This window comes from Desulforhopalus glucosivorans (genome assembly GCF_054397165.1).
Genome location: NZ_AP044854.1, coordinates 22,126 through 47,305, shown reverse-complemented (window position 1 = coordinate 47,305; position 25,180 = coordinate 22,126). Strand labels below are relative to the sequence as shown.

Annotated in this window: 21 protein-coding genes; 7 read left to right on the top strand and 14 right to left on the bottom strand. The window is 43.7% G+C overall.

All coding sequences use genetic code 11. The features are described from left to right. Position 1: 1 nt before the first annotated feature. Both ACX6CI_RS00215 and ACX6CI_RS00210 read left to right on the top strand, forming a co-directional pair. Positions 2–739 (top strand): YkgJ family cysteine cluster protein, encoded by a 738-nt coding sequence (locus ACX6CI_RS00215; RefSeq protein ID WP_458776164.1) that lies wholly within the window; start codon positions 2–4, stop codon positions 737–739. Between the two features lie 153 nt (positions 740–892). Further along, positions 893–1,519 carry an HAD family hydrolase gene (locus ACX6CI_RS00210; RefSeq protein ID WP_458776163.1) on the top strand — a complete coding sequence of 209 codons (627 nt, stop codon included), beginning with the start codon at positions 893–895 and terminating at the stop codon, positions 1,517–1,519. A 55-nt stretch (positions 1,520–1,574) separates the two neighbouring features. Here the strand turns inward: ACX6CI_RS00210 and ACX6CI_RS00205 are convergent, their stop codons facing one another. Further along, positions 1,575–2,561 (bottom strand): DUF4388 domain-containing protein, encoded by a 987-nt coding sequence (locus ACX6CI_RS00205; protein ID WP_458776162.1) that lies wholly within the window; start codon positions 2,559–2,561, stop codon positions 1,575–1,577. Positions 2,562–2,812: 251 nt separating this feature from the next. Here ACX6CI_RS00205 and ACX6CI_RS00200 point away from each other — a divergent pair, with 251 nt between their 5' ends. Beyond that, positions 2,813–5,302 carry a ubiquitin-conjugating enzyme E2 gene (locus tag ACX6CI_RS00200; protein ID WP_458776161.1) on the top strand — a complete coding sequence of 830 codons (2,490 nt, stop codon included), beginning with the start codon at positions 2,813–2,815 and terminating at the stop codon, positions 5,300–5,302. Between the two features lie 22 nt (positions 5,303–5,324). On the opposite strand, the gene ACX6CI_RS00195 is transcribed toward ACX6CI_RS00200, so the two are convergent. After that, on the bottom strand, positions 5,325–6,296 hold the full coding sequence (locus ACX6CI_RS00195; protein ID WP_458776160.1) for a KpsF/GutQ family sugar-phosphate isomerase: 972 nt from the start codon (positions 6,294–6,296) through the stop codon (positions 5,325–5,327). Positions 6,297–6,586: 290 nt separating this feature from the next. Between ACX6CI_RS00195 and metK the strand changes: the two genes are divergently transcribed. Both metK and ahcY read left to right on the top strand, forming a co-directional pair. Further along, positions 6,587–7,753 carry a methionine adenosyltransferase gene (metK, locus tag ACX6CI_RS00190; RefSeq protein WP_458776159.1) on the top strand — a complete coding sequence of 389 codons (1,167 nt, stop codon included), beginning with the start codon at positions 6,587–6,589 and terminating at the stop codon, positions 7,751–7,753. Positions 7,754–7,878: 125 nt separating this feature from the next. Next, the gene (ahcY, locus tag ACX6CI_RS00185; RefSeq protein WP_458776158.1) at positions 7,879–9,177 is read left to right on the top strand and encodes an adenosylhomocysteinase; all 1,299 of its coding nucleotides are present in this window, start codon (positions 7,879–7,881) and stop codon (positions 9,175–9,177) included. 249 nt (positions 9,178–9,426) lie between these two features. Here ahcY and ACX6CI_RS00180 read toward each other — a convergent pair whose 3' ends face one another. The 8 genes from ACX6CI_RS00180 to dnaG all read right to left on the bottom strand — a co-directional run bounded on the left by ACX6CI_RS00180 (position 9,427) and on the right by dnaG (position 19,662). Continuing rightward, on the bottom strand, positions 9,427–9,663 hold the full coding sequence (locus ACX6CI_RS00180; RefSeq protein WP_458776157.1) for a dissimilatory sulfite reductase D family protein: 237 nt from the start codon (positions 9,661–9,663) through the stop codon (positions 9,427–9,429). An 80-nt stretch (positions 9,664–9,743) separates the two neighbouring features. Next, on the bottom strand, positions 9,744–10,871 hold the full coding sequence (dsrB, locus tag ACX6CI_RS00175; RefSeq protein ID WP_458776156.1) for a dissimilatory-type sulfite reductase subunit beta: 1,128 nt from the start codon (positions 10,869–10,871) through the stop codon (positions 9,744–9,746). 52 nt (positions 10,872–10,923) lie between these two features. Further along, on the bottom strand, positions 10,924–12,204 hold the full coding sequence (dsrA, locus tag ACX6CI_RS00170) for a dissimilatory-type sulfite reductase subunit alpha (protein ID WP_458776155.1): 1,281 nt from the start codon (positions 12,202–12,204) through the stop codon (positions 10,924–10,926). A 279-nt stretch (positions 12,205–12,483) separates the two neighbouring features. Next, the gene (locus tag ACX6CI_RS00165) at positions 12,484–14,076 is read right to left on the bottom strand and encodes a glucose-6-phosphate isomerase (protein WP_458776154.1); all 1,593 of its coding nucleotides are present in this window, start codon (positions 14,074–14,076) and stop codon (positions 12,484–12,486) included. Positions 14,077–14,094: 18 nt separating this feature from the next. After that, a complete protein-coding gene (gene rpe / locus ACX6CI_RS00160; RefSeq protein WP_458776153.1) occupies positions 14,095–14,781 on the bottom strand; it encodes a ribulose-phosphate 3-epimerase in 687 nt (228 codons plus the stop codon). A gap of 64 nt (positions 14,782–14,845) precedes the next feature. After that, positions 14,846–15,958: a DNA-processing protein DprA gene (gene dprA, locus ACX6CI_RS00155; RefSeq protein ID WP_458776152.1), complete on the bottom strand. Its 1,113-nt coding sequence runs from the start codon at positions 15,956–15,958 to the stop codon at positions 14,846–14,848. Positions 15,959–15,994: 36 nt separating this feature from the next. Then, complete coding sequence (locus ACX6CI_RS00150) at positions 15,995–17,650, bottom strand: sigma-70 family RNA polymerase sigma factor (RefSeq protein ID WP_458776151.1); 1,656 nt, start codon at positions 17,648–17,650, stop codon at positions 15,995–15,997. A 212-nt stretch (positions 17,651–17,862) separates the two neighbouring features. Then, the gene (gene dnaG / locus ACX6CI_RS00145; RefSeq protein WP_458776150.1) at positions 17,863–19,662 is read right to left on the bottom strand and encodes a DNA primase; all 1,800 of its coding nucleotides are present in this window, start codon (positions 19,660–19,662) and stop codon (positions 17,863–17,865) included. Between the two features lie 496 nt (positions 19,663–20,158). Between dnaG and ACX6CI_RS00140 the strand changes: the two genes are divergently transcribed. Continuing rightward, positions 20,159–21,046, top strand: a complete 888-nt coding sequence (locus ACX6CI_RS00140) for an HDOD domain-containing protein (RefSeq protein ID WP_458776149.1) — start codon at positions 20,159–20,161, stop codon at positions 21,044–21,046. Beyond that, on the top strand, positions 21,046–22,740 hold the full coding sequence (locus tag ACX6CI_RS00135; RefSeq protein WP_458776148.1) for an ABC1 kinase family protein: 1,695 nt from the start codon (positions 21,046–21,048) through the stop codon (positions 22,738–22,740). The genes ACX6CI_RS00140 and ACX6CI_RS00135 overlap by 1 nt, the downstream gene beginning before the upstream one ends. Before the next feature lie 17 nt (positions 22,741–22,757). Here the strand turns inward: ACX6CI_RS00135 and ACX6CI_RS00130 are convergent, their stop codons facing one another. The 4 genes from ACX6CI_RS00130 to ACX6CI_RS00115 all read right to left on the bottom strand — a co-directional run bounded on the left by ACX6CI_RS00130 (position 22,758) and on the right by ACX6CI_RS00115 (position 25,172). Continuing rightward, positions 22,758–23,453 (bottom strand): triose-phosphate isomerase, encoded by a 696-nt coding sequence (locus tag ACX6CI_RS00130; protein WP_458776147.1) that lies wholly within the window; start codon positions 23,451–23,453, stop codon positions 22,758–22,760. Positions 23,454–23,480: 27 nt separating this feature from the next. Beyond that, on the bottom strand, positions 23,481–23,777 hold the full coding sequence (locus ACX6CI_RS00125; protein WP_458776146.1) for a DUF167 domain-containing protein: 297 nt from the start codon (positions 23,775–23,777) through the stop codon (positions 23,481–23,483). An 88-nt stretch (positions 23,778–23,865) separates the two neighbouring features. Beyond that, a complete protein-coding gene (locus ACX6CI_RS00120; protein ID WP_458776145.1) occupies positions 23,866–24,690 on the bottom strand; it encodes a DivIVA domain-containing protein in 825 nt (274 codons plus the stop codon). A 182-nt stretch (positions 24,691–24,872) separates the two neighbouring features. Next, positions 24,873–25,172, bottom strand: a complete 300-nt coding sequence (locus ACX6CI_RS00115; RefSeq protein ID WP_458776144.1) for a YggT family protein — start codon at positions 25,170–25,172, stop codon at positions 24,873–24,875. Positions 25,173–25,180: the final 8 nt, after the last annotated feature.

Below are 25,180 nucleotides of genomic sequence, written 5' to 3'. Positions count from 1 at the left end.
CATGACTGATAACTCGCAACTGCCGGTCTCAACACGGCAGATAGACAGTGGAGACTCCTTTAGCTTCTCCTGCCACAAAGGAGTCTCCTGCTTTACTGAATGCTGCAGGATGCTGGAACTTGCGCTCAGTCCCTATGATGTATTACGATTGCGACACTCCACAGGAAAAAATTCATCTGAACTCCTGAATGAGTATATTATTCAGGAGCAGGACCCCGGTGAACCGTTCCCACGATTCTACCTCACCATGGTCGATGACGGACGGGCAAGTTGCGTCTTTGTGGCAAAAGACGGCTGCACCATATATAAAGACAGACCCGCTGCCTGCAGAACATACCCCCTCGGAAGAGCCGCACAGCTTTGCGACAACGGCTCAGTTAAGCAACATTTTATTGTAATAGAGGAACATCACTGCCAGGGCTTTCAAGAAAAAGTAGTACAAACCCCTCTTGAATATACTAAAGACCAGGAACTGGAACAGTACAATTGCTTCAACGATGCAGTTGCAGCAATCCTACAGCACAAGGCCATTCGACAAGGCTTTATCCCTTCTAAAAAACAGGTCGAACTATTCACTCTGGCCCTGTATGATCTCGATCGTTTTCGACAAATGATTGTTCAGGCTGATTTAGACGTCCCTGAAACTGATGGTATTAACATTGATAACGATGAACAACTGCTGAAAATCGCTATCTCTTGGGTAAAAACAGAATTGTATTCTAACTTTCTCTCACCCTGAAAAAGTCGAAGATATGCCAGGAAAACTACCTTACTGCTTATTCTTAATTTTTGATTACTAAAACACTTCGTTGTCTTGTTTTTTTTATTACACCCTTTTCGTAGTACGATATGAGCAACCAGCCTTACCTTTCATCCGCCACAAGGAAAAATCATGTTAAAACTCATTGTATTTGATTGTGATGGGGTCATGTTTGACTCCAAGCAGGCCAATATAGAATATTACAATCATATACTGGGCCATTTTTCACAACCTGTTATGAATGCTACTGAGGAACAGTTTGTTCATATGGCAAGCGTCGCAGGCTCCATTGACCATATTTTTCAAAAAGCGCCTGAAATTTCCCGTGATGCCATCAGAGCATACCAGAAAGAGATCGGTTATGGCCCTTTTTTACAATTTATGAAAATGGAAGCCGACCTCATAGAATTCTTGGAAATAGTAAAACCAAAGTATCGATTGGCTATTTCAACTAATCGATCTAACACCATGATCCCGCTTTTACAGGAGCATGGCCTCGAACACTATTTTGATAAAGTTGTCACAGCACTCACAGCCGCACGACCAAAACCCGCTCCGGACGGCCTGCTTGAGATTCTGGATCATTTTCAGTGCAACCCAGCAGAGGTGCTTTTTATAGGAGATTCTATCTTTGATGAACAGCAGGCTTCCGCGTGTGGAGTCGACCTTATTGCATTTAAAAATACGGATCTAAACAGCACATATTCAGTGAACAGTTTTCTTGAAATTCTTTCTCTTCCTCCGCTTACCCAGAGTTAGATTCACCGATAATAATGAAGAGCAAGAGGAGGAGACAAACATTTAAACATTGTTGTTAGTCTTCACCTTGTTCTTCATCCACCCGTTTCACACCTTCCATAAGCAGCATCATGAAGTCACCAATCTCGGCGGCCTTCATCTCACCTGCAGAAAGACCTGTTGTAAAACGGTATACCCCTTGTTTTTCTGCGAGCATTGCAAATATTGCTTCCTCACTGCTTGCAGAACAATAGGTTGCGTTAATAATACATCCTTCACGAAAAGACACCTTTGCCTCTCCCTGGGGAAGCTGCAAGGCAAGCGTTCCTGTTTTTTGATGCATATGAAATATCTGGAGCAGTTCTGCCGGAGGAATCTGATCAATACGTCCGCTCATACATGACTCGAAGTCTCTTGTTCGTGCGGCGTTTGTCTTGCGTAACCTGCGTGCCAGCAGTTGAGCCATATAATTTTGCACAGTGGTATTGGAGCCCATTATCTCCCCAAAAACCTCCCCTTCAATCGCAAGAACCTTAGTGTTCTTCCTCACTCTCACCGATGAAACAGCAACATCAGCACCGAGATAACTCATTTCTCCACAGATTTCTCCTCGCTTAAGTGTCGCAAGCGGTACACCATCATCTTCAACAACAAGCTCACCTGCAACCACCACGTACAAATTAAGATTGAGCTCACCCTTATTTATGATCACCCCATCTTTTACAAAGTCAATGACCCTAAAATTTGAGAGGATATCATGTAATTCATCTTCTGAAAATGACTGAAACAATTCTGCATTTCTAATTTGATCCAGCAACACCTGCATCGCAGGATCGACCTCAACATCGCTTCCCTTACCGCTTACCTTTCCCTGATCTAGTTCATCCTGAAGTTGAAACTTAATCAAGCCGGTACAGCCGCTGCAATTATATATTTGCTGCTCGCCATCGGATGGTATTCCGCCAGAGCCTAGCATTTGAAAGAGAATTTGCGTCATATCCCGTACAAGTATCAGGCACACCTCCTTTCCTTCGGGACAAACGATTGTCCTTTCAGAGAGCACCAACGGTTCTCCAGTTTTATAGAGAGGGCAATTTTTCTCTTCAATAATTGTAAATAATGCGATAAAGTTTTTCATCAAACAAATAAAGAGGAATGTATTAAGATTATACTCAAGTCCTGACCTGCACAAGGTACACAACATTCTAGGCGACTATTGTCCACTGTGCTTCATTATTTTTTTGTTCTTGCTAAAATAAGTTGTTATACTAACAAATAACGTACTTAAATCGACAACTTTTACATACAACGTCCATGTCAGGTTCTTCAGATCAACTAGCAGAAGTATACAAACAGGTCGAAAGCTATTTTCAAGGTCATCCGGTAATTTCCGTCCAACCGACAAAGGGAGACCCACCTGACCAGTATACTATTACCTATACAATGGCTGGCTTTCAACAGAGCCCTGAGGGTAATATTGTTGAGACCAACAAGCACGTTGTAGAACTATCAATACCATTCGGTTTTCCACATTTCCCCCCCAGTTGCAAGCCCAAAAGTGATATTTTCCATCCCGATTTTGATCCTGCTGCCATCTGCTTAGGAGACATCTGGGAACAGGATGCATCCCTTGCCAATATCATTTTATACATCGGCAAGATGATCAACGGTGAAACGTTCTCACTCAAAAATGCCTTCAATGATCAAGCGGCTCAGTGGTACAAAGAAAATGGCAGCAGATTTCCACTTAATGCAATTACCTGGGGTGGTGAACTTGGCACGAGACCTTCTACAGCCGAAGAAACTGTCGACATACTTGGCGAAGACGATCTATCAACTGATTTTGACTACCTCACTCTAGATAATGACTCAGATGACAGCGGTCCGGGACCTCAATTTCCCGATGTTACCACCGATGAGCAAGACGACCTGGACCTGCTTCAACAACTCAAGTTTCAAAAACGGTACCATGAGCTCGCTAAAAAGCTACGCGCTACGACCCAATTAAGTGACGAATTCATTGAACTCAAGGAACTTGCCAATCAGGAGCTGCAGAAATGCAAGAGTGTTTACCGTGAGGCCAAAAATCTCGAAAACCTTGGAAGTGCCGCAAAAGCCCTGAAAAGATTTGAAGCAGTACAGGCCGCCGTTTCAGATTTCCCCTCTATAGACGCTGATATAAAACGAGTAAGACAGACCATAGACCTACTCAGTGATCTCGACCCTGATCAATTTGATGGTCCTCACCAGATACCGGATGCCGAGATTGAACAAAGTGTCAAAGAAGAGAAACAGAAAAATGGTTCTGCCAAGGAACGTAAAGAACCAAAAAGAAAACGTGATTCTTTTTTTGAGGATAGTGCTAAAAAAAGTAAGGTTGCAACCTTTGCACTCATCGGCCTTGGAGCTATTGGCCTCTCAGCAGTTGGTTTATACTACTCCCAGACAAGTTCACTGCTGACACAGAGTGAGCAGAGTCTCAAACAGTGCGAGACCAGTCTCAAAGCATCCCAGTTTAAACAGGCCAAACAGACTTGCGAAAACAGTAAGGTTCTCCTGGATAAGATTTATGTTTTTAATCAATCCGGCGCCAACATGCTTCGAAGCCGTATTGACTCTATTCTTCTCTCTGAAGAACTACAAAATGGCCTAGAAGGTAAAATCCTTTTTGAGGGAATGTACCTATCAAAAAAACAGGCAGAGGATTTCAAACAGATCAATGAAATAGTTACTCAGGCGGATTCACTTTTCAAACAAGGAAAATGGGAAAAAGCCTCAGAACAATATACGCTGCTCCAGGAAAAAAGCAGTCTCATTAAAACATTTTCACCGGAGCTTTTAGGAGTAATTGAAGAAAAGAAGTTTCTCTGTCAATTTCAAATAGCCTTGGATTCTGTCAATAAATTCATAGATGAAGAACAGTGGCACCTGGCAGTGGGGAGCCTTACCCATACTCAAGGCCTGCTTTCTCGGCTCCCTGAAGATGACCGAGCTGTTTATAAGGAAAAACTTAAAAGTGCTCTGAGTAAATGTAAATTTGAAATAGCCTTAAAAAACGGAGACTCTGCCTTTGACCGAGGCAATTGGCAGGATGCAGTTATGTCCTACGAATCCTGTCTTGATATTGCTCAGAGCTACAGCGCCATAACACCGGAGCAGGTAAAATATCTTTCTAACACTATAGAGCGCGCTAAACTCTACCTCATTATTGAAAAAGGTAATAATGCCTTTGCCCAAGGGGCATGGAATGATGCTATCGAGGCATATGCTGAAGCCAGTGCTGCACTTTCCGCTAACCAGACACTCCTTGATGATGCAAAACGTGATATCAACCGTAAAAAACTTGGAAAGATTATACTCCAGGCATCTATCATTCGAGACAAACAGACGGTTAAATCTCAACTTCAAAACAAAGATCTCCATGAAGCTGGTAAGTTATATAATCAGATTCTCCAGTCCATTGAGGGAAGTACCTATTCAAGTGAAAAAGAATTTATAAAAGCAAAGGAAGAGATTCATTCAACCCTTGAAGACCTGAATCAGAAAATCTATATTTCAGAAAAAGAATCCTACCTGAGAGAAAATTTCCAATCTCTTTTTATGAGCAACTATCCTGCAGCAGTAAGAGAAAACCTTACCAACCCTGTAATCAGTTACGTCAAAGAAATTTCAGGCAAGCTGCTCTTCAGAATGCAGTGCACTGAAAAAAGAAGAGGTAGTCGCCCATTGACACTTGTAATGTTCTATGCGTATAACAAGACAAACGGCCAATGGGAGTTATCTACCGAAAACCAAAAGGGGTAGGTCACGCTTTCTTGACAATGCGTTAGACAAGAAAGCGAAACTCTCCTTTTCCGAGAAGATTATGGAGATGAAGCAGGCCAAGTAGTTTTCTTGACTCGTCCACAATTGGAAGTGCAGTAATTTCATGTTTCTGCATTATTGATAATGCATCCGCTGCAAGATGCTCAGCACCTATGGTGATTGGATTCGCGGTCATCAGTTCTTCAGCAGTACTATCTACTATCCCACCTTTTGTAACAACACATCGCCTAATATCCCCATCTGTTACTATACCCAAAACACTCTTGTCGTCATCTACCACAAGTACAACACCAGCATCCTTTTCATTTAATGCTGTGACAGAGTCAAGAGCCGAGGACTTCGGATGAACAATGGGGATATCACCACCTTTTAGCATAACTTCAGTAACCTTCACTTTAAGTCGCTGCCCTAGACTTCCTCCAGGGTGATTATGTCGAAAATCTGCCTCTTGAAACTTCTTTCTGTTAAGCAGTACGACAGAAAGAGCATCTCCCATGGCTAAGGTCGCGGTAGTACTCGTGGTGGGAGCCAAACCTAAGGGACAGGCTTCTTTTGGTATATTGATATCGAGAACTTTGTCTGCAGCCAATGCAAGGGAAGAATCCCGACCACCTGTCATGGCAATAATTTTATTGCCCCGCTTCTTCAAACTAATAAGCAGACTATTGAGTTCAGCAGTTTCACCTGAATAGGAAATAGCGATAATAACATCATCTGCCATCACCATTCCCAGGTCCCCATGCATCGCTTCAACAGGATGAAGAAAAAATGAAGGTGTTCCAGTACTGTTAAGAGTTGCTGATATTTTTTGCCCGACCAGCCCTGACTTTCCTATGCCAGTAATAACGAGCCTGCCTGATGAAGCTAAAATAATTTCTACTGCATCGACAAATTCAGCACCTATCCGCTCTCGTACTGCTGCCAGGCCACGTTCTTCTGTAAGAAGTACTTCCTTAGCAATTTCAATAGTCATAAGTTTACATTCCTCTACTACGTTAACATGGGACAAACCACATAAATATGGCTTGTAAAGACGAGTGCGAAACTAATCATTTTTACCTAGGGTGCAAGTACCAATTGCAACATAATATTACTCAATTAAATAGTTTATAACTGAGACTACGGTTTACTATTTTGGTGAAAATTACAATTGCTGTACACATTATTATGCTGTTCTACGTATTTACTTGAATTTTTCGTAAGAAACACTAAAGTATCTGCGTCTATTTTGTTACATTTCGCACACTACAATTTGGAGTTTATATGTCTGACTATCTTTTTACTTCTGAATCCGTTTCAGAAGGTCACCCTGATAAGGTTGCCGATCAAATATCTGATGCTATTCTTGATGCAATCCTCATTCAGGATCCTGCGGCACGAGTTGCCTGCGAGACACTGGTTACAACAGGAATGGCTCTTATCGCTGGAGAAATAACTACAACCGCCTGGGTGGATATGCCTGAGGTGGTACGAGACACCATTAAGCAGATTGGGTACAATTCCTCAGATATGGGATTTGACTGGCAATCATGTGCTGTAATGACATCGATTGATAAGCAGTCGCCTGATATCGCACAGGGTGTTGATTTAGGCGCCGGGATTGATCTTGATCAGGGAGCAGGAGATCAGGGTTTAATGTTTGGTTATGCCTGTAACGAAACTGAAGTCCTTATGCCTATGCCTTTAACATTTGCCCATCGACTTACGAAACGACAGGCCGATGTTCGCAAGGGCAAGATCTTACCCTGGCTCCGCCCTGATGCGAAAAGCCAGGTTACCATACAATACGAAAACAACGTTCCTACCCGTATTGATGCTGTAGTTCTTTCCACCCAGCATGACACTACTGTCTCCTATGAAAACCTCAAAGAAGGTGTCATGGAAGAGATCATCAAGCCGATCCTGCCTTCTAACATGATAGATAAGGATACCAAGTTTTTTATTAATCCTACCGGTCGATTTGTTATTGGTGGCCCTGTTGGTGATTGTGGACTCACCGGTAGAAAGATCATTGTAGATACCTATGGTGGTAAAGGGTCCCATGGTGGTGGTGCTTTCTCTGGTAAGGATCCATCCAAGGTTGACCGATCCAGTGCATATTATGGTAGATATGTTGCCAAAAATCTTGTTGCTGCTGGAATTGCCCAGGAACTTGAGGTTCAGGTCGCGTATGCCATTGGAGTATCTCAACCTGTCTCCATTAACGTCAACAGTTTTGGTACCGGTAAAATCTCTGATGCCGATATTAAAAAACTGATCACAGAACACTTTGACCTGCGCCCCAAGGCCATTGTACAGCAACTTGATCTTTTGCGACCCATCTATCAGGCAACTGCAGCCTATGGACATTTCGGCCGAAAACTTGATTCCTTTACCTGGGAAAAAACCGATAAGGCAGATATCCTAAGAGACGCAGCCAAGATAAGCTAACCCCGAAAACAGCAATCACCTCGGGATATGTACCTACATTACATTCATTTGAAATTGAAATTGAAATGATTGTTAATTTTAAGGTACCAAACCTACACAAAGAAATTTGATTTAAGGATACATTAATGAGTACTACATTTACTGACTATAAAGTCGCTGATATGAGCCTTGCTGAATGGGGCCGTAAAGAAATTGCCATTGCTGAAACTGAAATGCCTGGCCTCATGGCTCTCCGAGAAGAATATGCTGACAAAGCGCCTCTAAAGGGTGCCCGTATTGCCGGTTGTCTCCACATGACCATCCAGACTGCCGTCCTCATGGAGACACTCGTGGCCCTTGGAGCAGAACTACGCTGGTCCAGTTGTAACATCTTTTCTACCCAGGATCATGCTGCTGCTGCTGTAGCTGCAGCAGGTATTCCTACCTTTGCCTGGAAAGGTGAAACTGAAGAGGAATTCTGGTGGTGCATCGATCAGACTATCTTTGGTACTGATAACTGGAATCCAAACATGGTACTCGATGATGGTGGAGATTTGACTCTTATCCTTCATGAAAAATACAAGACTGAGCTGAAAAACATCAAGGGTATTAGTGAAGAAACCACTACCGGTGTCCATCGACTCAACGAAATGGCTAACGAAGGTAGTCTTGCCTGTCCTGCTATCAACGTCAATGACTCAGTTACAAAGTCCAAATTTGACAATCTTTATGGCTGTCGCGAATCCCTCATTGATGGAATTAAGCGGGCCACTGATGTGATGATCGCCGGAAAAAACGCCGTAGTCATCGGATACGGCGATGTTGGTAAAGGTTGTGCTCAAGCCCTAAAAGGCATGGGAGCAACCGTCTATGTTACCGAAATAGACCCAATTTGCGCCCTTCAGGCATCCATGGAAGGATACCGTGTAGTCACTATGGATGATATTGCGTCCATTGGTAATATCTTCGTGACCTGTACAGGAAACCTCAATGTCATCACCAGAGCACATATGGACATGATGCCTGACCAGGCCATCGTCTGTAACATTGGCCACTTCGATTCGGAAATTGACATCGCTGGTATCCGAGATCTAGAGTGGGACAATATCAAACCCCAGGTTGACCATGTAGTCTTCCCTGACGGCAAACGAATCATTGTTCTTGCAGAGGGACGCCTCGTAAACCTTGGTTGTGCTACCGGACATCCAAGCTTTGTTATGAGTAACTCCTTTACCAATCAGGTTTTGGCCCAAATTGAGTTATGGAACAACTCTGATAACTACGAAAATAAGGTCTATTTCCTCCCTAAGAGTCTTGATGAGATGGTTGCCCGACTTCACCTTAAGAAGATTGGAGTTAACCTGACAACTCTGAGTAAAGAACAAGCTGACTATATTGGTGTGAAGGTTGAAGGCCCTTATAAGCCTGATTACTACCGATATTAAGCAGCAGTAAAACAGTAACACCTGCTCAAAAAAGAACCCCGGTCGACTCTGCTGTCGACCGGGGTTCTTTTTTACACAGAGTGCTGCACAACTTGCACCCACACAACCTTGATGAAACTATTTTTTTAGGTCTTTACCTACGTTTATCCCTGAAAAGCAGAATGAATCATAAATATTTAGGGCACAAAAAAAGGCACAAAGGTTAAAAAACCTTCGTGCCTTAACATTCAAGAACGTAGAATTTGAAGATTACTCTTCTCCTTCCTCATTTTGAATACGACCAGGGATTGCATACATAGTCGTAGATCCAGAAGACCAGAACATCAGCCGTCCTTCACGAACCATCTCATTTGCTACGTTTTTGATAACACGTGGCTTAGAGTCAGGATCACATTTATAGAAATCCTTGATATACAGCTGTGGTTTAGGAGATTTTGTTGCTTTCTCCTCAATGGCGTCTTTTAATGCTTCTTTTTCCATAGCCATAATTCTGCTCCTCGAGTAGCAAGAAGTTAACAGTTGATCAGAATCAATGAACCTGATCAACTGAAAACATTTTCTTACTACTATTTGATGTGGCTGGTGTACTTGAATTGAGTCGTTGTACGCCAGGTGTCATAAGCAAGACGATAGTCATCAATGCTCTTATCAGTAAATGGGATATCACACTTTTCGAAGAATTTCTCCCAACCGATTCTTTCTGCCCAGTCACCGATACGCTCGTACTTCTTAGCATCGTCTGCATAAGCTACAAGAATTTTCTTGATAGCGTCTACAGTCTCAGGCCAACGAGGAGTGGTGTTTGGCAAGAATGGAATGACCAGTTTAGAGAACTTAGGTGCGCTGATTCTATTGGAAACCTTACCACCAACCAGAATCGCAATACCATCACCTTCAGGATCTGCGAGAGGCATTGCAGGACACATGGTGTAACAGTTACCACAGAACATACAACGTTCTACGTTAACCTTTACAGTCTTGATCTCTTTACCATCAACTTCAGCCTTTGCAGGCTTAACAGCACCAAGAGGACAAGAAGCAATCGCCAATGGAAGCTCACATACGCCACTAATACGGGTATGATCGATCATTGGTGGCTTACGGTGAATACCAAGGATAGCAATATCAGATGCGTGTACAGCACCACACATGTTGAGACAACATGCAAGAGCAATACGAACCTGTGCAGGAAGAGTCATAGATGTAAAGTAATCAAACAATTCATCCATTACTGCCTTAACAACACCAGATGCATCAGTTGCAGGGGTGTGACAATGTACCCAACCCTGAGTATGAACGATGTTAGTTACACCAGCACCGGTTCCACCAACTGGGAATCTGTTGTCACGGGTAGCAAGGTTGTCCAATAAAGGCTGAACCTTATCTGCTGAATCAACCATGAACTCAACGTTATTACGGGTAGTAAAACGTAAGAAACCGTCACAAAACTCATCTGCGATATCACATACTTCACGAATGTATTCTACAGAAACAAGACGAGCACAACCTACACGTACGGTATATACCTCATCACCAGTCTCTGATTTATGCATCAAAACACCTGGTTGTGTAATTTCATGCCACAACCATTTTCCCTTATTAGCCTTGATGACTGGTGGGAAAAATTGTTCGTAATTAGGGGGACCAAGATCTGATATACGTCCGTCCATTGGTTTATCTGGATTATAACCCATTGTAAAATCTCCTTATATTTAATATGAATTGTTAGCTCAAATTAAAACAGCATTAAGCGGCGTGCTTGCGACGGAATTCCTCGACATCACGCTCAAAACCACCTTCAACCTCTTCTTCTTTCCAGAAGACGTAAGGATTAGAACGAGGCTCTTTAACATGCTGTGGAATTGGCTCAATACCCATAACCTTGAGGAAGGTTGGCAGACCAATACGTTGCATGGTCTCACCTACACGCTCACGGTTCTTACCAACTTCCATCCACCAGTCCCAGATACCTTCGATGAACTCAATCAGTTCTTCGAACTCATTCTCTTTCTCAACTTTCATGAAAGGAACAATAAGGGTTGAGAACTGTGCACCATCAAGGATTGGAGCTTTCGCACCAACACAAACGGAAGCACCCTGGTCTGCACCAGGACGAAGTGCACGTGGCATAGCATTAATACAATGCATACAACGGGTACACTCTGCATCGTCAATCTTCAGTTCATCACCTTCCATCCACATACAATCAGTAGGACAGAGGTCAATTACTTCTTTCTGGATGTCAAATGCACCCCAATCTTTACCGGAGAATGCACCACCGTTTGCAGGGTAGTTTCCAGCAACATACTCTTTTACGGCAGCCTGATCGATACGAATTTCGTCTCTCCAGGTACCGATAACGGACACATCAGAACGTGCGATAGAAGCAACACAGTCATTTGGACATCCGGAGAACTTGAACTTAAACTTGTATGGGAATGCAGGACGATGAATCTCATCCTGATAATGCATGGTCAAGTGGTAACAAGCTTCTTCAGTATCATAACAAGACCACTCACAACGAGACTGACCGATACAGTTAGCTGGAGTACGTAAGTTAGAACCGGAACCACCAAGATCCTGCTCCATATCGTGGGTCAGATCCCAGAAGAAAGGCTCAAGATTCTCAGTACGGGTACCAAGAAGAATGATATCACCTGTAGAACCATGGAAGTTGGTCATACCGGAACCATGCTTCTCCCAAAGATCCATCAACTGACGAAGATTCTTAGTTGAATAGTACTTTGAAGAAGGCTGAGCAACACGAACAGTGTGAAAGTGCTCAACTCCAGGGAATTCCTTAGGCATATCAGCGTAACGGCCAACGATACCACCACCATAACCGAAAACACCTACGATACCACCGTGCTTCCAGTGGGTAATCCTTTCTTTGTAGGACAGCTCCAGGATACCAAGAATGTCCCAACACTCAGGCTTGGTTTCTGCCTGCTTCTTAATGTCGGTAACGAAGCTCGGCCACGGGCCAGTCTCCAATTGATCCAACAAGGGTGTCTCATGCTTTGCCATGATTTCCTCCTTTGAATTTCTGTTTAAACTTCTACCTTTACCAAAACTCTTACTAAATTAGAAAACCTGAAACCGATATACGGTTTATCATTTTCAGTGTACGTCTTAGCCACCATGATCCCCATTGCGATGAATTGCAAAATGAGTCACCAGTAGCATTGAAATTTCATTCAGCGTGTGAGAATATCTTCGCTGTGCAATTTTGTCAACAAAAATCCATAAGGTTTCAGCCTGGCAACTGAACCACAATTCAGTCGAAAATGTTTGGTTATACTAAGTTTAGAGCTGATCCATAAATTTCTTTTCAAGTGTTGAACCACTACTATTGGTCTCTTCCATTGCCGATAAAAATCGCCCTGCCAACACTTTACCAAGTTGAACCCCTTCCTGATCAAAGGAATTAATATTCCAGGCAAAGCCCTGGAAAACAATTTTGGCCTCATACACAGCAAGAAGCGCTCCCATAACCTCTGGAGTGAGCTTATTTGCAAGGATTAAAGATGATGGCCTGTTACCTTGGAATTTTTTATTGGGGTTCTCAGACTCTTGACCTACTGCCATGGCAACCATCTGCGCATAGAGATTTGCCAATAATTTTTCCTGTGATGATGAACCCTCAACCATTAAATCATCACCATATTGGGAATGTTTAAAGCCTATAAACTCCACTGGTACAATTTCTGTACCCTGATGCAGGAGTTGATAGAAGGCATGCTGCCCATTGGTTCCCGGCTCACCCCAGATTAAAGGCCCCGTTTTCATGCTAACCGGTTTACCCAACCTGTCTATACTTTTACCATTACTCTCCATATCACACTGCTGCAGGTGGGCTGGAAATCTGCTCAGAGCCTGACTGTAGGGAAGCACAGCAACTGTTGAAAAAGCCAGGAAATTGTGGTTCCAGATGCCGATAAGTGCCATCAATAGAGGAATATTTTCTCTAATGTTTCTATTTTCAGCATGCCGGTCCAGAGTTGAAGCGCCCCGTAAAAACTCATTAAAGGCGTCAAATCCAAGATAAAACCCGAGAACAAAAGCCCCAACCATGGAGGTAGAACTATAACGACCACCAATATAATCAAACATATAAAATGTTCGAAGATATTTCGCAGGATTATCCATGGGACTACCTTGGCCCGTTATGGCAATGCAATGATTTTCAGGTAATAAGCCTTTATCTTCCAGAGCCTTACATACCAATTTTTCATTTGTAAGCGTCTCAAGGGTGGATCCACTTTTAGAGACAATTGCAATCAGTGTGGTCTCAAGTGTTACATCTCTTAAAACTGCCGCGACATCATCGGGGTCCACGTTGGAAACAAAGTGCACCTTTCGACCAGGCACTCCATACGCCTTAAGACTTTCATATATAGCCCTGGGGCCAAGATCTGACCCTCCAATCCCTACATGAACAACGGTATCAAAGGTTTTGCCTGCACTAGTACTGAGCCTACCCGAACCAACATCTTCTAAAAATGTATCCAGCTTTTCCAGTTCACCCCGTGCTGCTGCAGTCGCCTCAGGTTCTGCTGGTTTGTCTACAAACAGATCCCTACAGGCGGTATGGAGGACCTGCCGATTTTCACTATCGTGACCTTCTATCCTATTAAGAACTGCTCCCTTACGCATGGACTGAAACTGACCAACCAGATCGAGTTCATCGGCTACAGTCTGTAAAAGATCCAGTACCTCATCGTTAATTCTCTGGGTTGCGTAGTGATAGTTCAACAAAGAAGAGTGACAGACATAGCGGGCGAGTCTCTCATCGTCAGTTATGGCATTAACCCTCGTTAAATCAAATGGTTGACCAGAAGCGTCCTGTAATTCTTTATATACACTGGTATCTGCCAATGACTTGAATTCTAACCCCATGATGATACTCCCTCCCGATTAAGAGCGATATCCAGCAGCACCTTTTGCTCCATTCTCTTTTAATGCATCAATGGTTTCCTTATAATCACGGCTACCATAGACAGCAGAACCAGCTACAAATACATTTGCCCCAGCCTCTGCAACTTCAGCAATAGTATCAGGGCTGATCCCACCATCGACCTCAATGTCAATATCAAGGCCCATGGCATCAATGCGTTGACGCAACTGCCAGATTTTGGCAAGGGTTGACGGGATAAATTTCTGTCCCCCAAATCCTGGATTCACAGACATCAGCATTACAACGTCCACATCCTCCAACACATAATCCAGTGTTGATAGTGAGGTAGCTGGATTAAGTACAACGCCCGCTTTTTTACCAAGTTCCTTTATACGTGCAACAGTCCTGTGTAAGTGAGTGCAGGCCTCAACATGAACTGTGATCCAGTCAGCACCAGCTTTTGCAAATGAATCAATGTATTTATCCGGATCGGATATCATCAAATGAACATCTAATGGTTGTGCAGCTATATTTGCCGCAGCGTTAACAACCAGTGGCCCTATAGTAATATTTGGCACAAAATGCCCATCCATTACATCCACGTGAATTAGATCTGCTCCAGCCTCTTCAACCGCTTTGATCTCTCCACCTAACCTGTTAAAGTCAGCAGACAAAATTGACGGCGCAATGAGAATATCCCTGTTCATAATACTCCTGTACATCTTTTTATAATTTTCTAAGCACCTCAATCTCACTCATAGAGATGCAATATTATTGTTTAACTTTACGCAACCGATCCCCTGGAAGCATTTCTATACGTCCTTCAAGTTCAAGAAAAAGCAGTAACTCACTTACCCGTGCTGGTACCATCTTTGAGGTAACAATCAATTCTTCTCTTGCCATTCCATAAGTGTCTATTACATGAAGCAATGCTACAGCATCCGGGTCAAGATCTACATCGTTTTCTGGCAGAGTTTCATTATCATCAATGGTAACAAGCCTCGTTAAACCATATTCCTCGGCAATATCGGCGGGCGTTGCAACAAGTTTGGCCCCCTGTTGCAGTAACCAATGAGTTCCTTCACTTTTAAATGAGTCCACTTGACCTGGCACAGCAAAAACATCGCGACCCAGATCCAGAGCCATCTGCGCAGTAATGAGCGATCCGGATTTTCTAGCAGCTTCCACCACCACAACACCTGTCGACAAACCTGCAATGATACGATTACGGGCAGGAAAACGAAAACCTTCAGGCCGAGTCCCAAGAGGATATTCACTTACAACCGCCCCCCGAGATTCAATATTTTTATACAGGGATTTATTTTGTTTAGGATAAATCACATCAAGTCCACATCCCAACACAGCGACAGTTCTTCCTGCCCCATGTAAACATCCCCTATGGGCCTCAGTGTCTATTCCCAGTGCAAGACCCGAAACAACAGTTATTGGATAATGTGTTAATCCTTCTGCAAGTTGAAATGATATTCTTCGACCATATGCCGTTGCTGCACGGGAACCAACAATTGCGATGGATTTTCTATGGAGAATTTTTGGATTTCCAAGAACAAAAAGCAGTAAGGGTGGATCGACCAACTGCTTAAGAAGAGGTGGGTAGTCAGGGGAATCGTAACAGATGACATGGGCCCCAAACAAGTGGAGCTTTTGTAACTCAACCGCCCCCCTTTCTAACCAATCCTCGCCAGAGACAAGCCCCTTGATCTGAGCCTTTCTCATACCTTCAACTTGCGCTAAAGCTGAAGCAGAAGCGCTCAGTATAAGCGAAGGATCTTTAAAATGACGAAGCAGCCGCCATGCCCCACCCAAACCTAAACCTGGAACAAGCGACAAACTCAACCAGCTGAGGGTGGAGTCAGGTGCGGACATAATTTTACGTTATAAAAAACAATTAAGAGTAAGAGTCTAGTCGGTCATAAAGACCTTAAGCTCTTCCACTCTTGAGGGATGTTTGAGTTTTAATATTGCCTGGGCCTCAATCTGACGTATTCTCTCACGGGTAACAGCAAAACACTTGCCAACCTCTTCCAGGGTATGATCACAGTCAACGTCAATACCATAGCGCATCTGCAGTACCTTGGCCTCCCGAGGAGAAAGTGAGGACATCACCTGATTGAGACATTCACGCAGGCTACCAACCATGGACAACTCATCGGGTCCAAGCTTATCCTTATCCTCAATAAAATCCCCTAAAAATGTCTCTCCATCATTACCAACAGGCGTATCAAGTGAGATGGCATCCTTTGCAATCTTCAGAGCGGATTTAACCTTTCCAACATCAGTACCCAACTGATCAGCCATCTCTTCCGGAGTAGGTTCACGGTGCTCTTCGAGAAGGAAATCCTTTGAGACTCTCAGAAGTCTATTAATTGTCTCAATCATATGAACCGGCAGACGAATAGTCCTTCCCTGATCGGCAATTCCCCTGGTAATAGCCTGTCGGATCCACCATGTAGCATAGGTGCTAAATTTATAGCCACGATGGTAATCGAACTTCTCCACAGCCTTCATCAGACCAATATTACCTTCTTGAATTAAGTCGGAAAACTGCAGGCCACGATTAACAAACTTTTTTGAAACGGAAATCACCAGCCGTAAATTAGCTCGTACTAACCCCTCCTTGGCCTGCTTATACATATCCCAACCAGCATCAACTTCGTGAAGAATTGTCCTGAGTTGCTTTTCATCAACCCCGGACTCTTCCATCATCAATCTGTTGACCTGTCGCTCAATTGCTTCTGGATCTACATCTTTAGCCCCTTCTTCCTTAGCGGCTACCTGTTCTCCCATCACCTCAACAAAAACTTTACGAAATCTTTTCGAGAGATCTTCAAGCCCTGCTGCTATAGCTTTAATGCAATCAGCACATATGATTTTGTCATTAAAGAGCGTGGTTATCTCTTCTCCAACTGACTCAATTTGTACTAATAAATCATTAGAGACGGAGCTGTTTGGAGATTCTTCCAAATACTTTTGCAATAAATCCTGTCTTTTTAGATCAAGGGCAACCGCATCATCTATGCGGGACAGAAATTCCTTACTTTCTTTTGCAACAACCTTTGGTGTATTTTCTGAGATACCTGAAATAATCTGACAAATTTTCTCATCATTTTTATCCAGGCCCTTAACCACCTCGACAAGTGCAGGAATCGCAATGGGAGTCTTTAGAACAGCATTCTGAACTCGTTGTTTACCATCCTCCATCATCCTGGCAAGTTTGAGTTCTTCCTCATGATTGAGTAGGGTAAGAGTTCCCATCTCACGGAGGTAGATATTCATAGGATCTACAGAAGCCTTAGACTTGTCAGCCTTTGCAACACCATTATCTCGAGATGTGCGACGCCGATCTCGTTTTCTTCGATCACTAAAAGAACTGGCACGTCGATCTCTACTATCTCCACGCCGTTCAAACTTTTCATCGTTAAAGTCAACGGATTCAGTAAAACCATCAAGTGAACTATCTGCGCGGTTATAGGACGAAGCGCCCTTTGCATCACTATAATCCATCATCGCTTCATCCATCCCTCTGACGACGTCGTCGTCACCGCCGGCCAATGCCATATAATTCTCCCTCTACCAATATACGTAAAAACTGGTTTTCAACCCTATCAGCCCGCCCCCGAACCTGAAGCCTAGATGGTTTTTTACTAACCCACCTATTTTTATTACATATCCACAATCAAACGAAACAGCGAAAAATGTCAAGTTTTTTTTAGACTAACCATAAAATACTTTAATATGCTACGATCTCAATTTGTTACAATATTTTTTGCTCAATCATGGAGCTTTTGAGCGAGTCTAACTTTTTCAAGCATCAACTCCTGCACCTGTTGTAAATCATTGTCGGCCTGGGCGCGCTGAATTTGTTGCATAATATATATGCTCTCCCTTTTTACCTGATCCCTTTTTAGAAAATCGAGGAAGACAGCCAACTCTTTTTCACACTGATCTTCTTCAGCATCAATTTCTGCACCAGCGCCCAGTAACAAATTGGAAACAAAACGCCGCTCCGCGCCTTCAGGCAGTACCGTCAATAATTCCTCGGGTTCAGCATCAGGGTTTTGCCGAACAACCTTACCCAACTCAAGAAACAATATTTCTCCAATACTCCCCTCAAGACAATCTCTAATTTTATTATCTGCCAGTGCCTGGTAAGTCACAGGATTTAAAATCATGAATTCAACCAGCTGTTTTTGCTGAATGGACAGTGTCTCGATACCAGCATACTTCTTTTGCCTTGTAATCCTCGGTTCTGCTGGACCTTCCCTTACCACCTTCTGCTCCAGATAACGCTCCAGGTCTGCCACCTGCATTCCGAGTTTTTCTGCAAAATGTGACAAAAAGACAGCCCGCTGCAGGGGCGAGACTGCGGCTGCAAGAAGGGGTTTTAATTCTTCAACGATGCGCCTTTTACCATCAAGCCCAAGACCATACTGCTGGACCCAGCGTCCAAGGACGAATTCAGGTAAATTTTCAGCACTATCAAGCAGACGATTTAAAGAAGATAAGCCTTCCTCACGGACAAACGTGTCTGGATCATGTCCTGCAGGGAGAACTGCCACTTTTCCAGTAATTTGCTCCGCTAGAAAAAAAGGTACTCCCCGAGCTGCAGCCTTACCACCAGCATCATCACCATCAAAAAGCAGGGTCACCTCTTCAGTAAAACGTTTAACAAGCCGTAACTGCTCTCTTGTAAGAGCAGTTCCAAGCGGAGCCACAACATTTTCGCAGCCACTTGCCACAAGTGAGATCAGGTCAAAATTCCCTTCAACCATGATAGCCCGGTTGAGTTTTCGGATCTGTTCCTTTTGCTGATACAACCCAAGTAAGGAATTACTTTTATTAAAAACCGGACTCTCCGGGGAGTTGAGATATTTCGGTTGCCCCTCCCCCACAATCCGTCCTCCAAACCCGGAAACCTGACCACTAATATTGTATATCGGGAATACTATACGATCCCTAAAGCGATCATAGGTACCACCTGTCTCTTTTTTAACCAGGAGCCCCGCTTCAATGGCGGCCCTTTGCTCAGCACCTTTAAATTTTGATCCGAGAAAATTCCAACCAGCAGTATCAACATTGGGGGCATAACCAATCCCAAACTTATCAAGAATATCCTGAGTCACACCTCGTTTTTCAAGATATTTTCGGGCATCGGCAGCTCCCCCTGACTCTTTCAGGTAGGCTTTAAAATAATCTGCGGCCATCCCATTTACCTTAAACAGCTGGTCTCGCTTCTTTAAACGATCCTCGTCTTCTTTTGAACGTTTTTTTTGGGGCAATTCTATATGGTATCTCTCAGCGAGTAACCTGATAGCTTCTGGAAAATCAAGCCCCTGCTGTTTCATTACAAAACTAAAGACATCACCGGACTCTCCACATCCAAAACAGTGAAAAAACTGTTGTCCGCCATGCACAGAAAAAGAGGGAGTCTTTTCCCCATGAAATGGACAGAGCCCCAGGAATCTAACTCCACTCTGCTTTAGATCTACATGCTCACCAATTATCTGAACAATATCTGCCTGCTCTTTAATTTTTGCTTTAACATCTTCCCATGTTTCATTTGCAACCATAGAGCATTCCTTCAACAGGTCTTTATTTTATAGTAATTAAGCGCAGCAAACTGGATCAACTTTTTCAATTTCGAGATTTAAGATCGACCCCGAAGATGCAGGATGCATTATAGCCCAGAAAGTCATTCCAGTCATCAGGTTTGCCCCACAAACAACAAGCAAAATAGTTCGATTATGTAAGTGCATTACCCAGAAAAAGCTGCCATAAAAAACAGGCAACGTAGACTCCGAGAAATTGAGTTGAGGTACATTCACTGTTTCGAGTAATCCACAAGGTACTTATCCCGTTTATCGGGGGTAGTTTAACCAACCCATGTTGCACAGAGTGACATGAAATGTTTTTGACACTGTCAGCCCAACGCGTTACTGTCAGATATGTTCATTAATTTATACTGCATAACTATTTATTTCTGCAGATAGATACGATATGCACTAAACTACCAGGAACTAGTTATATAATTGCCGCTTTTGTTAAAATATAGCCAACAGGCACCCTATGCCCCCAACACCCACCACAACAATCAATGATCAGATAGACAATATCCCTCCGCTTCCTGCAACAGTCACCCATGTTCTTGGTGTGACGTCAAATCCGGAGAGCAGCGCAAATGACCTTATGCAAGTCATCCTGCCCGATCAGACAATGTGTGCGACTGTCCTTAAGCTTGCAAATTCAGTAGCCTTTGGCCAACCGAAACAAGTTCATACCATCGAACGTGCCCTCATGGTACTGGGTTTTGACGAAATAAAAAATATCATCATCGGTAAAGCAGTGTTCTCTTCTTTCCCAAAGATTAGCCGGGGAACCACCCAAAGTGTTGGCGTATTCTGGGAACATGCATTCACCTGTGGATTGACGGCAAAGATAATCGCAGAGCACTACAAACTCTCACCAAGTGAATTATTTATTAGCGGTCTCATTCACGACATTGGCAAACTCGTCATGTTGATGGCATTTCCTAAGAGTTACCCGATACTCGATGAACACTCCCTTGCCAGTCATTTCCAAGCCATGGGAACAGAGATAGAAGAATATGGAACCGCCCATGATGTCGTAGGCCTTGAACTTGCCAAGCGCTGGAATTTACCTGAACAACTGACATCTGCCATTGGTTACCACCACAATCCGGACAAGGCACCATGCCATAAAAAACATCCTCTTATTATTCAGGTAGCCGATATGTTGTCACTTATGTACTGTTGCTCTGAAATCACCGACCCGGAGGACGTCGAACATATCTTTTATGACTTCCTCCCGGGCACATACGATTTATGGAAAAACAACGGACTACCTTTAGAACCTAAAAACCTGGGAGTATGGTATGAAACTCTTCAGGAGACAAGGGAACACGATCCACAGTTACTCTCCTCACTGAATGTATAATGAAAATCACTTCCATAAAAAAAACCATTAGAAACACCAAGAGATTTGCAGAAATCGTCAAGGTCCTTTCTAAATTTGGTTTTCGGCAACTCGTTATTGACACCGGTCTTAACCGACTGATGGGCCAGGCTAAAAGTGACATCGAGATTGAACTAGAGGATCACTCCAAGCACCTGCCCGCCCAGGTCCGCCTGCGCATGGTACTCGAAGAACTTGGACCAACGTTCATAAAACTCGGGCAGCTTCTCTCCACACGACCAGATTTAATTCCACCTGAGTGGGCTGAAGAATTCAAAAAACTCCAGGATAACTGTAAACATGTTCCCTTTTCTGAAATATACGATGTTCTTAATCTCGAGTTTCCAGGCAGGCTCGACCTGTTGTACTCCTCAATAGAAGAAGAGCCCCTTGCCGCAGCATCCATTGCCCAGGTGCATAAAGCTACCATGGTGGATGACACTCCGGTTGTGATCAAAGTCCTTCGCCCCGGTGCAAGAGCCATCATTGAAGAAGATATGGATTTGGTTGAGATGCTCGCTCAACTCCTCCAGCAGTATTTCTCTGACCTGGGCTATAGTCCAACAGCTGTCGCTAAAGAATTCTCCCGTGAGTTGCATAAAGAGATCAATTTTGTCATCGAAGGACAGTCAACAGAGAGACTCGGCCGTTACTTTGAGGACGACAGCAACATACAGTTTCCAAAGATCTACTGGTCAGGAACAACTCGAAACGTCCTTACCATGGAAAGGATTAACGGACGATTACTCTCCTCTGTTAATCCAGACGACCTGAGTGCAAAGGATAAAAGGGAGATCGTTGCCAACGGCACCGACGCGGTTTTCAAGCAATGCCTTCGATTTGGATTTTTCCATGCTGACCCGCACCCAGGCAACATCTTCCTCCTAAAGGATAATAAGCTCTGTTTTATTGATTGTGGAATGACAGGGAGGCTCGACCGAAAGACAACCGATCAGCTGATTAACCTTGTGGCATCTATCATTAAGGCCGATATAGACAAGCTCTGTCGTGTGGTCTTAGAGCTTACCGGTGTTGATCCAACCGTTGTGGAAAGCAGGGAATTTCGTTTGGAGTTGCGTCATCTCACAGGACAGTTTCAAAACACCAACCTGCAACAGTTAAACATCACAGGACTTCTGTCTGATTTTTTTGCGATGTTACAGCGCTACCACATTCAATGCCCCAGTGACCTGATGCTGCTCACCAAGGCACTCACAACCATCGAAGGTGTTGCGGAACAATTTGACCCAACCTTTGACGTGCTTGCCCATGTTGAGCCGCAGATTCAAGAAATTGTAATGAAGCGCTATAGCATGGGTGCCATCAAGAATCGCATAGCAAAAACGCTCACCGCCTCCCTCGAACTCGTAGAGGATCTTCCCGGAGAACTACAGCGTTTTCTTGACCATGCTAAACACAGTCGCTTCACACTAAATCTTGAGCTTAAACGGATTGAGCACCTCTCGGAAAGAATTGACACCTCGAGCAGAATCATGGGGATTGCAATGATTATTGCAGCACTTATCGTCGGTTCATCTATCCTTATCCTGGCAGATCGCATGTCCCATGAGCCCGGATTTATTGGAACGCTCGGTATAATCGGCCTTGTCCTGGCCGGAATAAACACCACCGGCTTTATTATCTCCTTTCTCCTACCACGCAAGAACAAACAGTAGTGAGCGATATTATATTCCTACGCACCGCTCTGTGCTATCTGGCATAGTCTTGAAAAGGTCTCTGCCTCAAGACTCGATGAACCGATAAATAAGCCGTTCAAGCCCGGTATTGCAAGATATTCTTTTGCGTTATTCTCAGTTACAGCCCCACCATAAATGATAGGCCATGCAGGAAAAAATGCCCGAATTTTGCTAACTGATTGAGTTATGCGTTTAACGGATTCAGGGATATTGAAATTCAGACCATCAACAGGGGTATAGGCTACAATCATATTCCTGCAGTCAATATCTGCAAGGGGTCTGAGATTTGCCAGCATATCTGCATCTTCCACGCAGACAATGGGAGTCAAGCCACTGTCGGCCACCTCTGTAACCTTATTGATCACATCCTGGGGAGTTTCATGGAAATAGCGACGTCTTTCTGAATGACCAACAATGACATACTGCACCAATGGTTTCAGCATATCCGCTGCGATGGCGCCTGTATAACTGCCCTTAGGAAAGGGTGAAACATCCTGGGCGGCCAGAGCCAATCCTGATACTTTCAACTCCCCCATAGCCCGATTAATAGTTTCAAGGCCAAGAAATGAAGGGGCAACAACAACCTCTACCTCACCCACCTCCCTATACAGTCCTGAAAACTGTGTCAGCCAATCAAGACCATTATCAGTTGTTTTATGACTTTTCCAGTTACCGATAACATAGGTTTTCATAGGCACCCTCCCGGGAGGTAATAGAATTTACAACAACGAATCGATAATTTTCCGAATTGTATCAGCCGACATGGATGAGACCTGCACTGATTTCCTGCGCGACTGTAAACCGGACTTAATCACTACATCTTTTTTATGCACCCCAAGAACCGAGGCGAGAAACCGTACGACTTCCTTATTCGCTTTACCGTCAACAGGAGGCGAAGACACAGCAATTTTCAACCGTCCATCATGAAGACCAACGACTTTAGTTATTGAGCCCTTAGGCTGAATATGTACATGGAGCAATTGCTCATTATTTGAAGTATCAGGCAGATATGGCATAGGCTATGGTCGATACCAGGCTAAACCCCAGATGGAAAAAGTAACTCCTCCATATGGGGGCGCAATTATGAGTCACCACAACTGATGGTTATGCTTCCTCGGCATCTGGTATTTCAATACTCTCAAAGAGATCTGAAAGGTCATCCCCCTTAGTTTCTGCTGCAGCGTCAGGGAAATCATCAAGGGCATTCAAATAACCGAGCAAGGTGTTTTTCAGATCCTCTTTCACCCTCCCTTTTTTCTCCTGCAGTTCATCAATTTCTTTAGGCAGGTAAGCGAGCTCAGCCTCAGCTTCAGCCTTAAATCTTTCGACTTCAAGCTTTGCGTTTTCCATCATCTGTGTGGCTTCAACTTCACTGGTTTCACGAAGGTTATCTGCAAATTTTTGAGCGGCCAGAATAGTTGTTTTAAAATCGACCCCCTCCTGCTTGAGTTCCTTGTTCTGCTCATCAAGCACCGCAACACGGGCACGTAATCTTTCAAGCTCTGACTTATCATCCTCACTGGTGAGAGTATCTCCTGTAAGTTGCTCTTCAAGCTCTTCTATTTTCGCAGTTTGCGCACTCTTTTCTTCTTCAAGTTCCAGGACTTTCTTTTCAGCGGCCTCAAGCTTTTCCTTTAACTCTTCAATCTCAAGATCCTTATGCTTATATCCTTCATCAATATCAAACTGAATTCCGTCGGCATTATCCTGACTCTCTTTCATTTCTGCAGCAAGAGTCTCTTTGTCTCGCACGAGAGATTCCTGTTCAGCCTGCAGCGCCTCAATCTCTTCCACCTGAACACGGTTCTGCTCAGTTAACTCGAAGAAATCTTCAGCGAGAAGCTCCAAATACGCCTTAACTTCAATAGCATCATAACCTCTGAATTTTATCTGGAATTCCTGGTCTTTAATTGCCTGTGGTGTCAGCATGATTCCCCCTTAAAGTTCTATATAAACCGCTCTTTCTCTCTCTTAACCCCAGTGGACCAAAAGGTCAACAGGGGCCAGATTCAGTACCCCCTGAAAGGCTTACTTCTAATCACAGAATCGTCCAACAAGAAGAACCCTTACCATTGAATAGATTCTTGTGTTACTCAGCGACTCTCTATCAATCAGCCCATCCCCATGGCCATCTGCTTTAGTGTCTGTACAACAAAGCTCTGAACAAACATTATCCCTAAAATCAAAATCATAGGAGAAAAATCAAGGCCTCCAAAACTCATTGGTACAAAACGCCTAATCCTGCTAAGGACTGGCTCGGTGGCCTCGTACAAAAATCTGACTATGGGATTATATGGATCCGCATTTACCCATGAGATAACCGCCCGACCGAGAATAATCCACATATACGCCGTCAGTACAAAATCTATTAACTGGGCTATAGCCATCATAAAATTATTTACTACAAACATTCACTTTC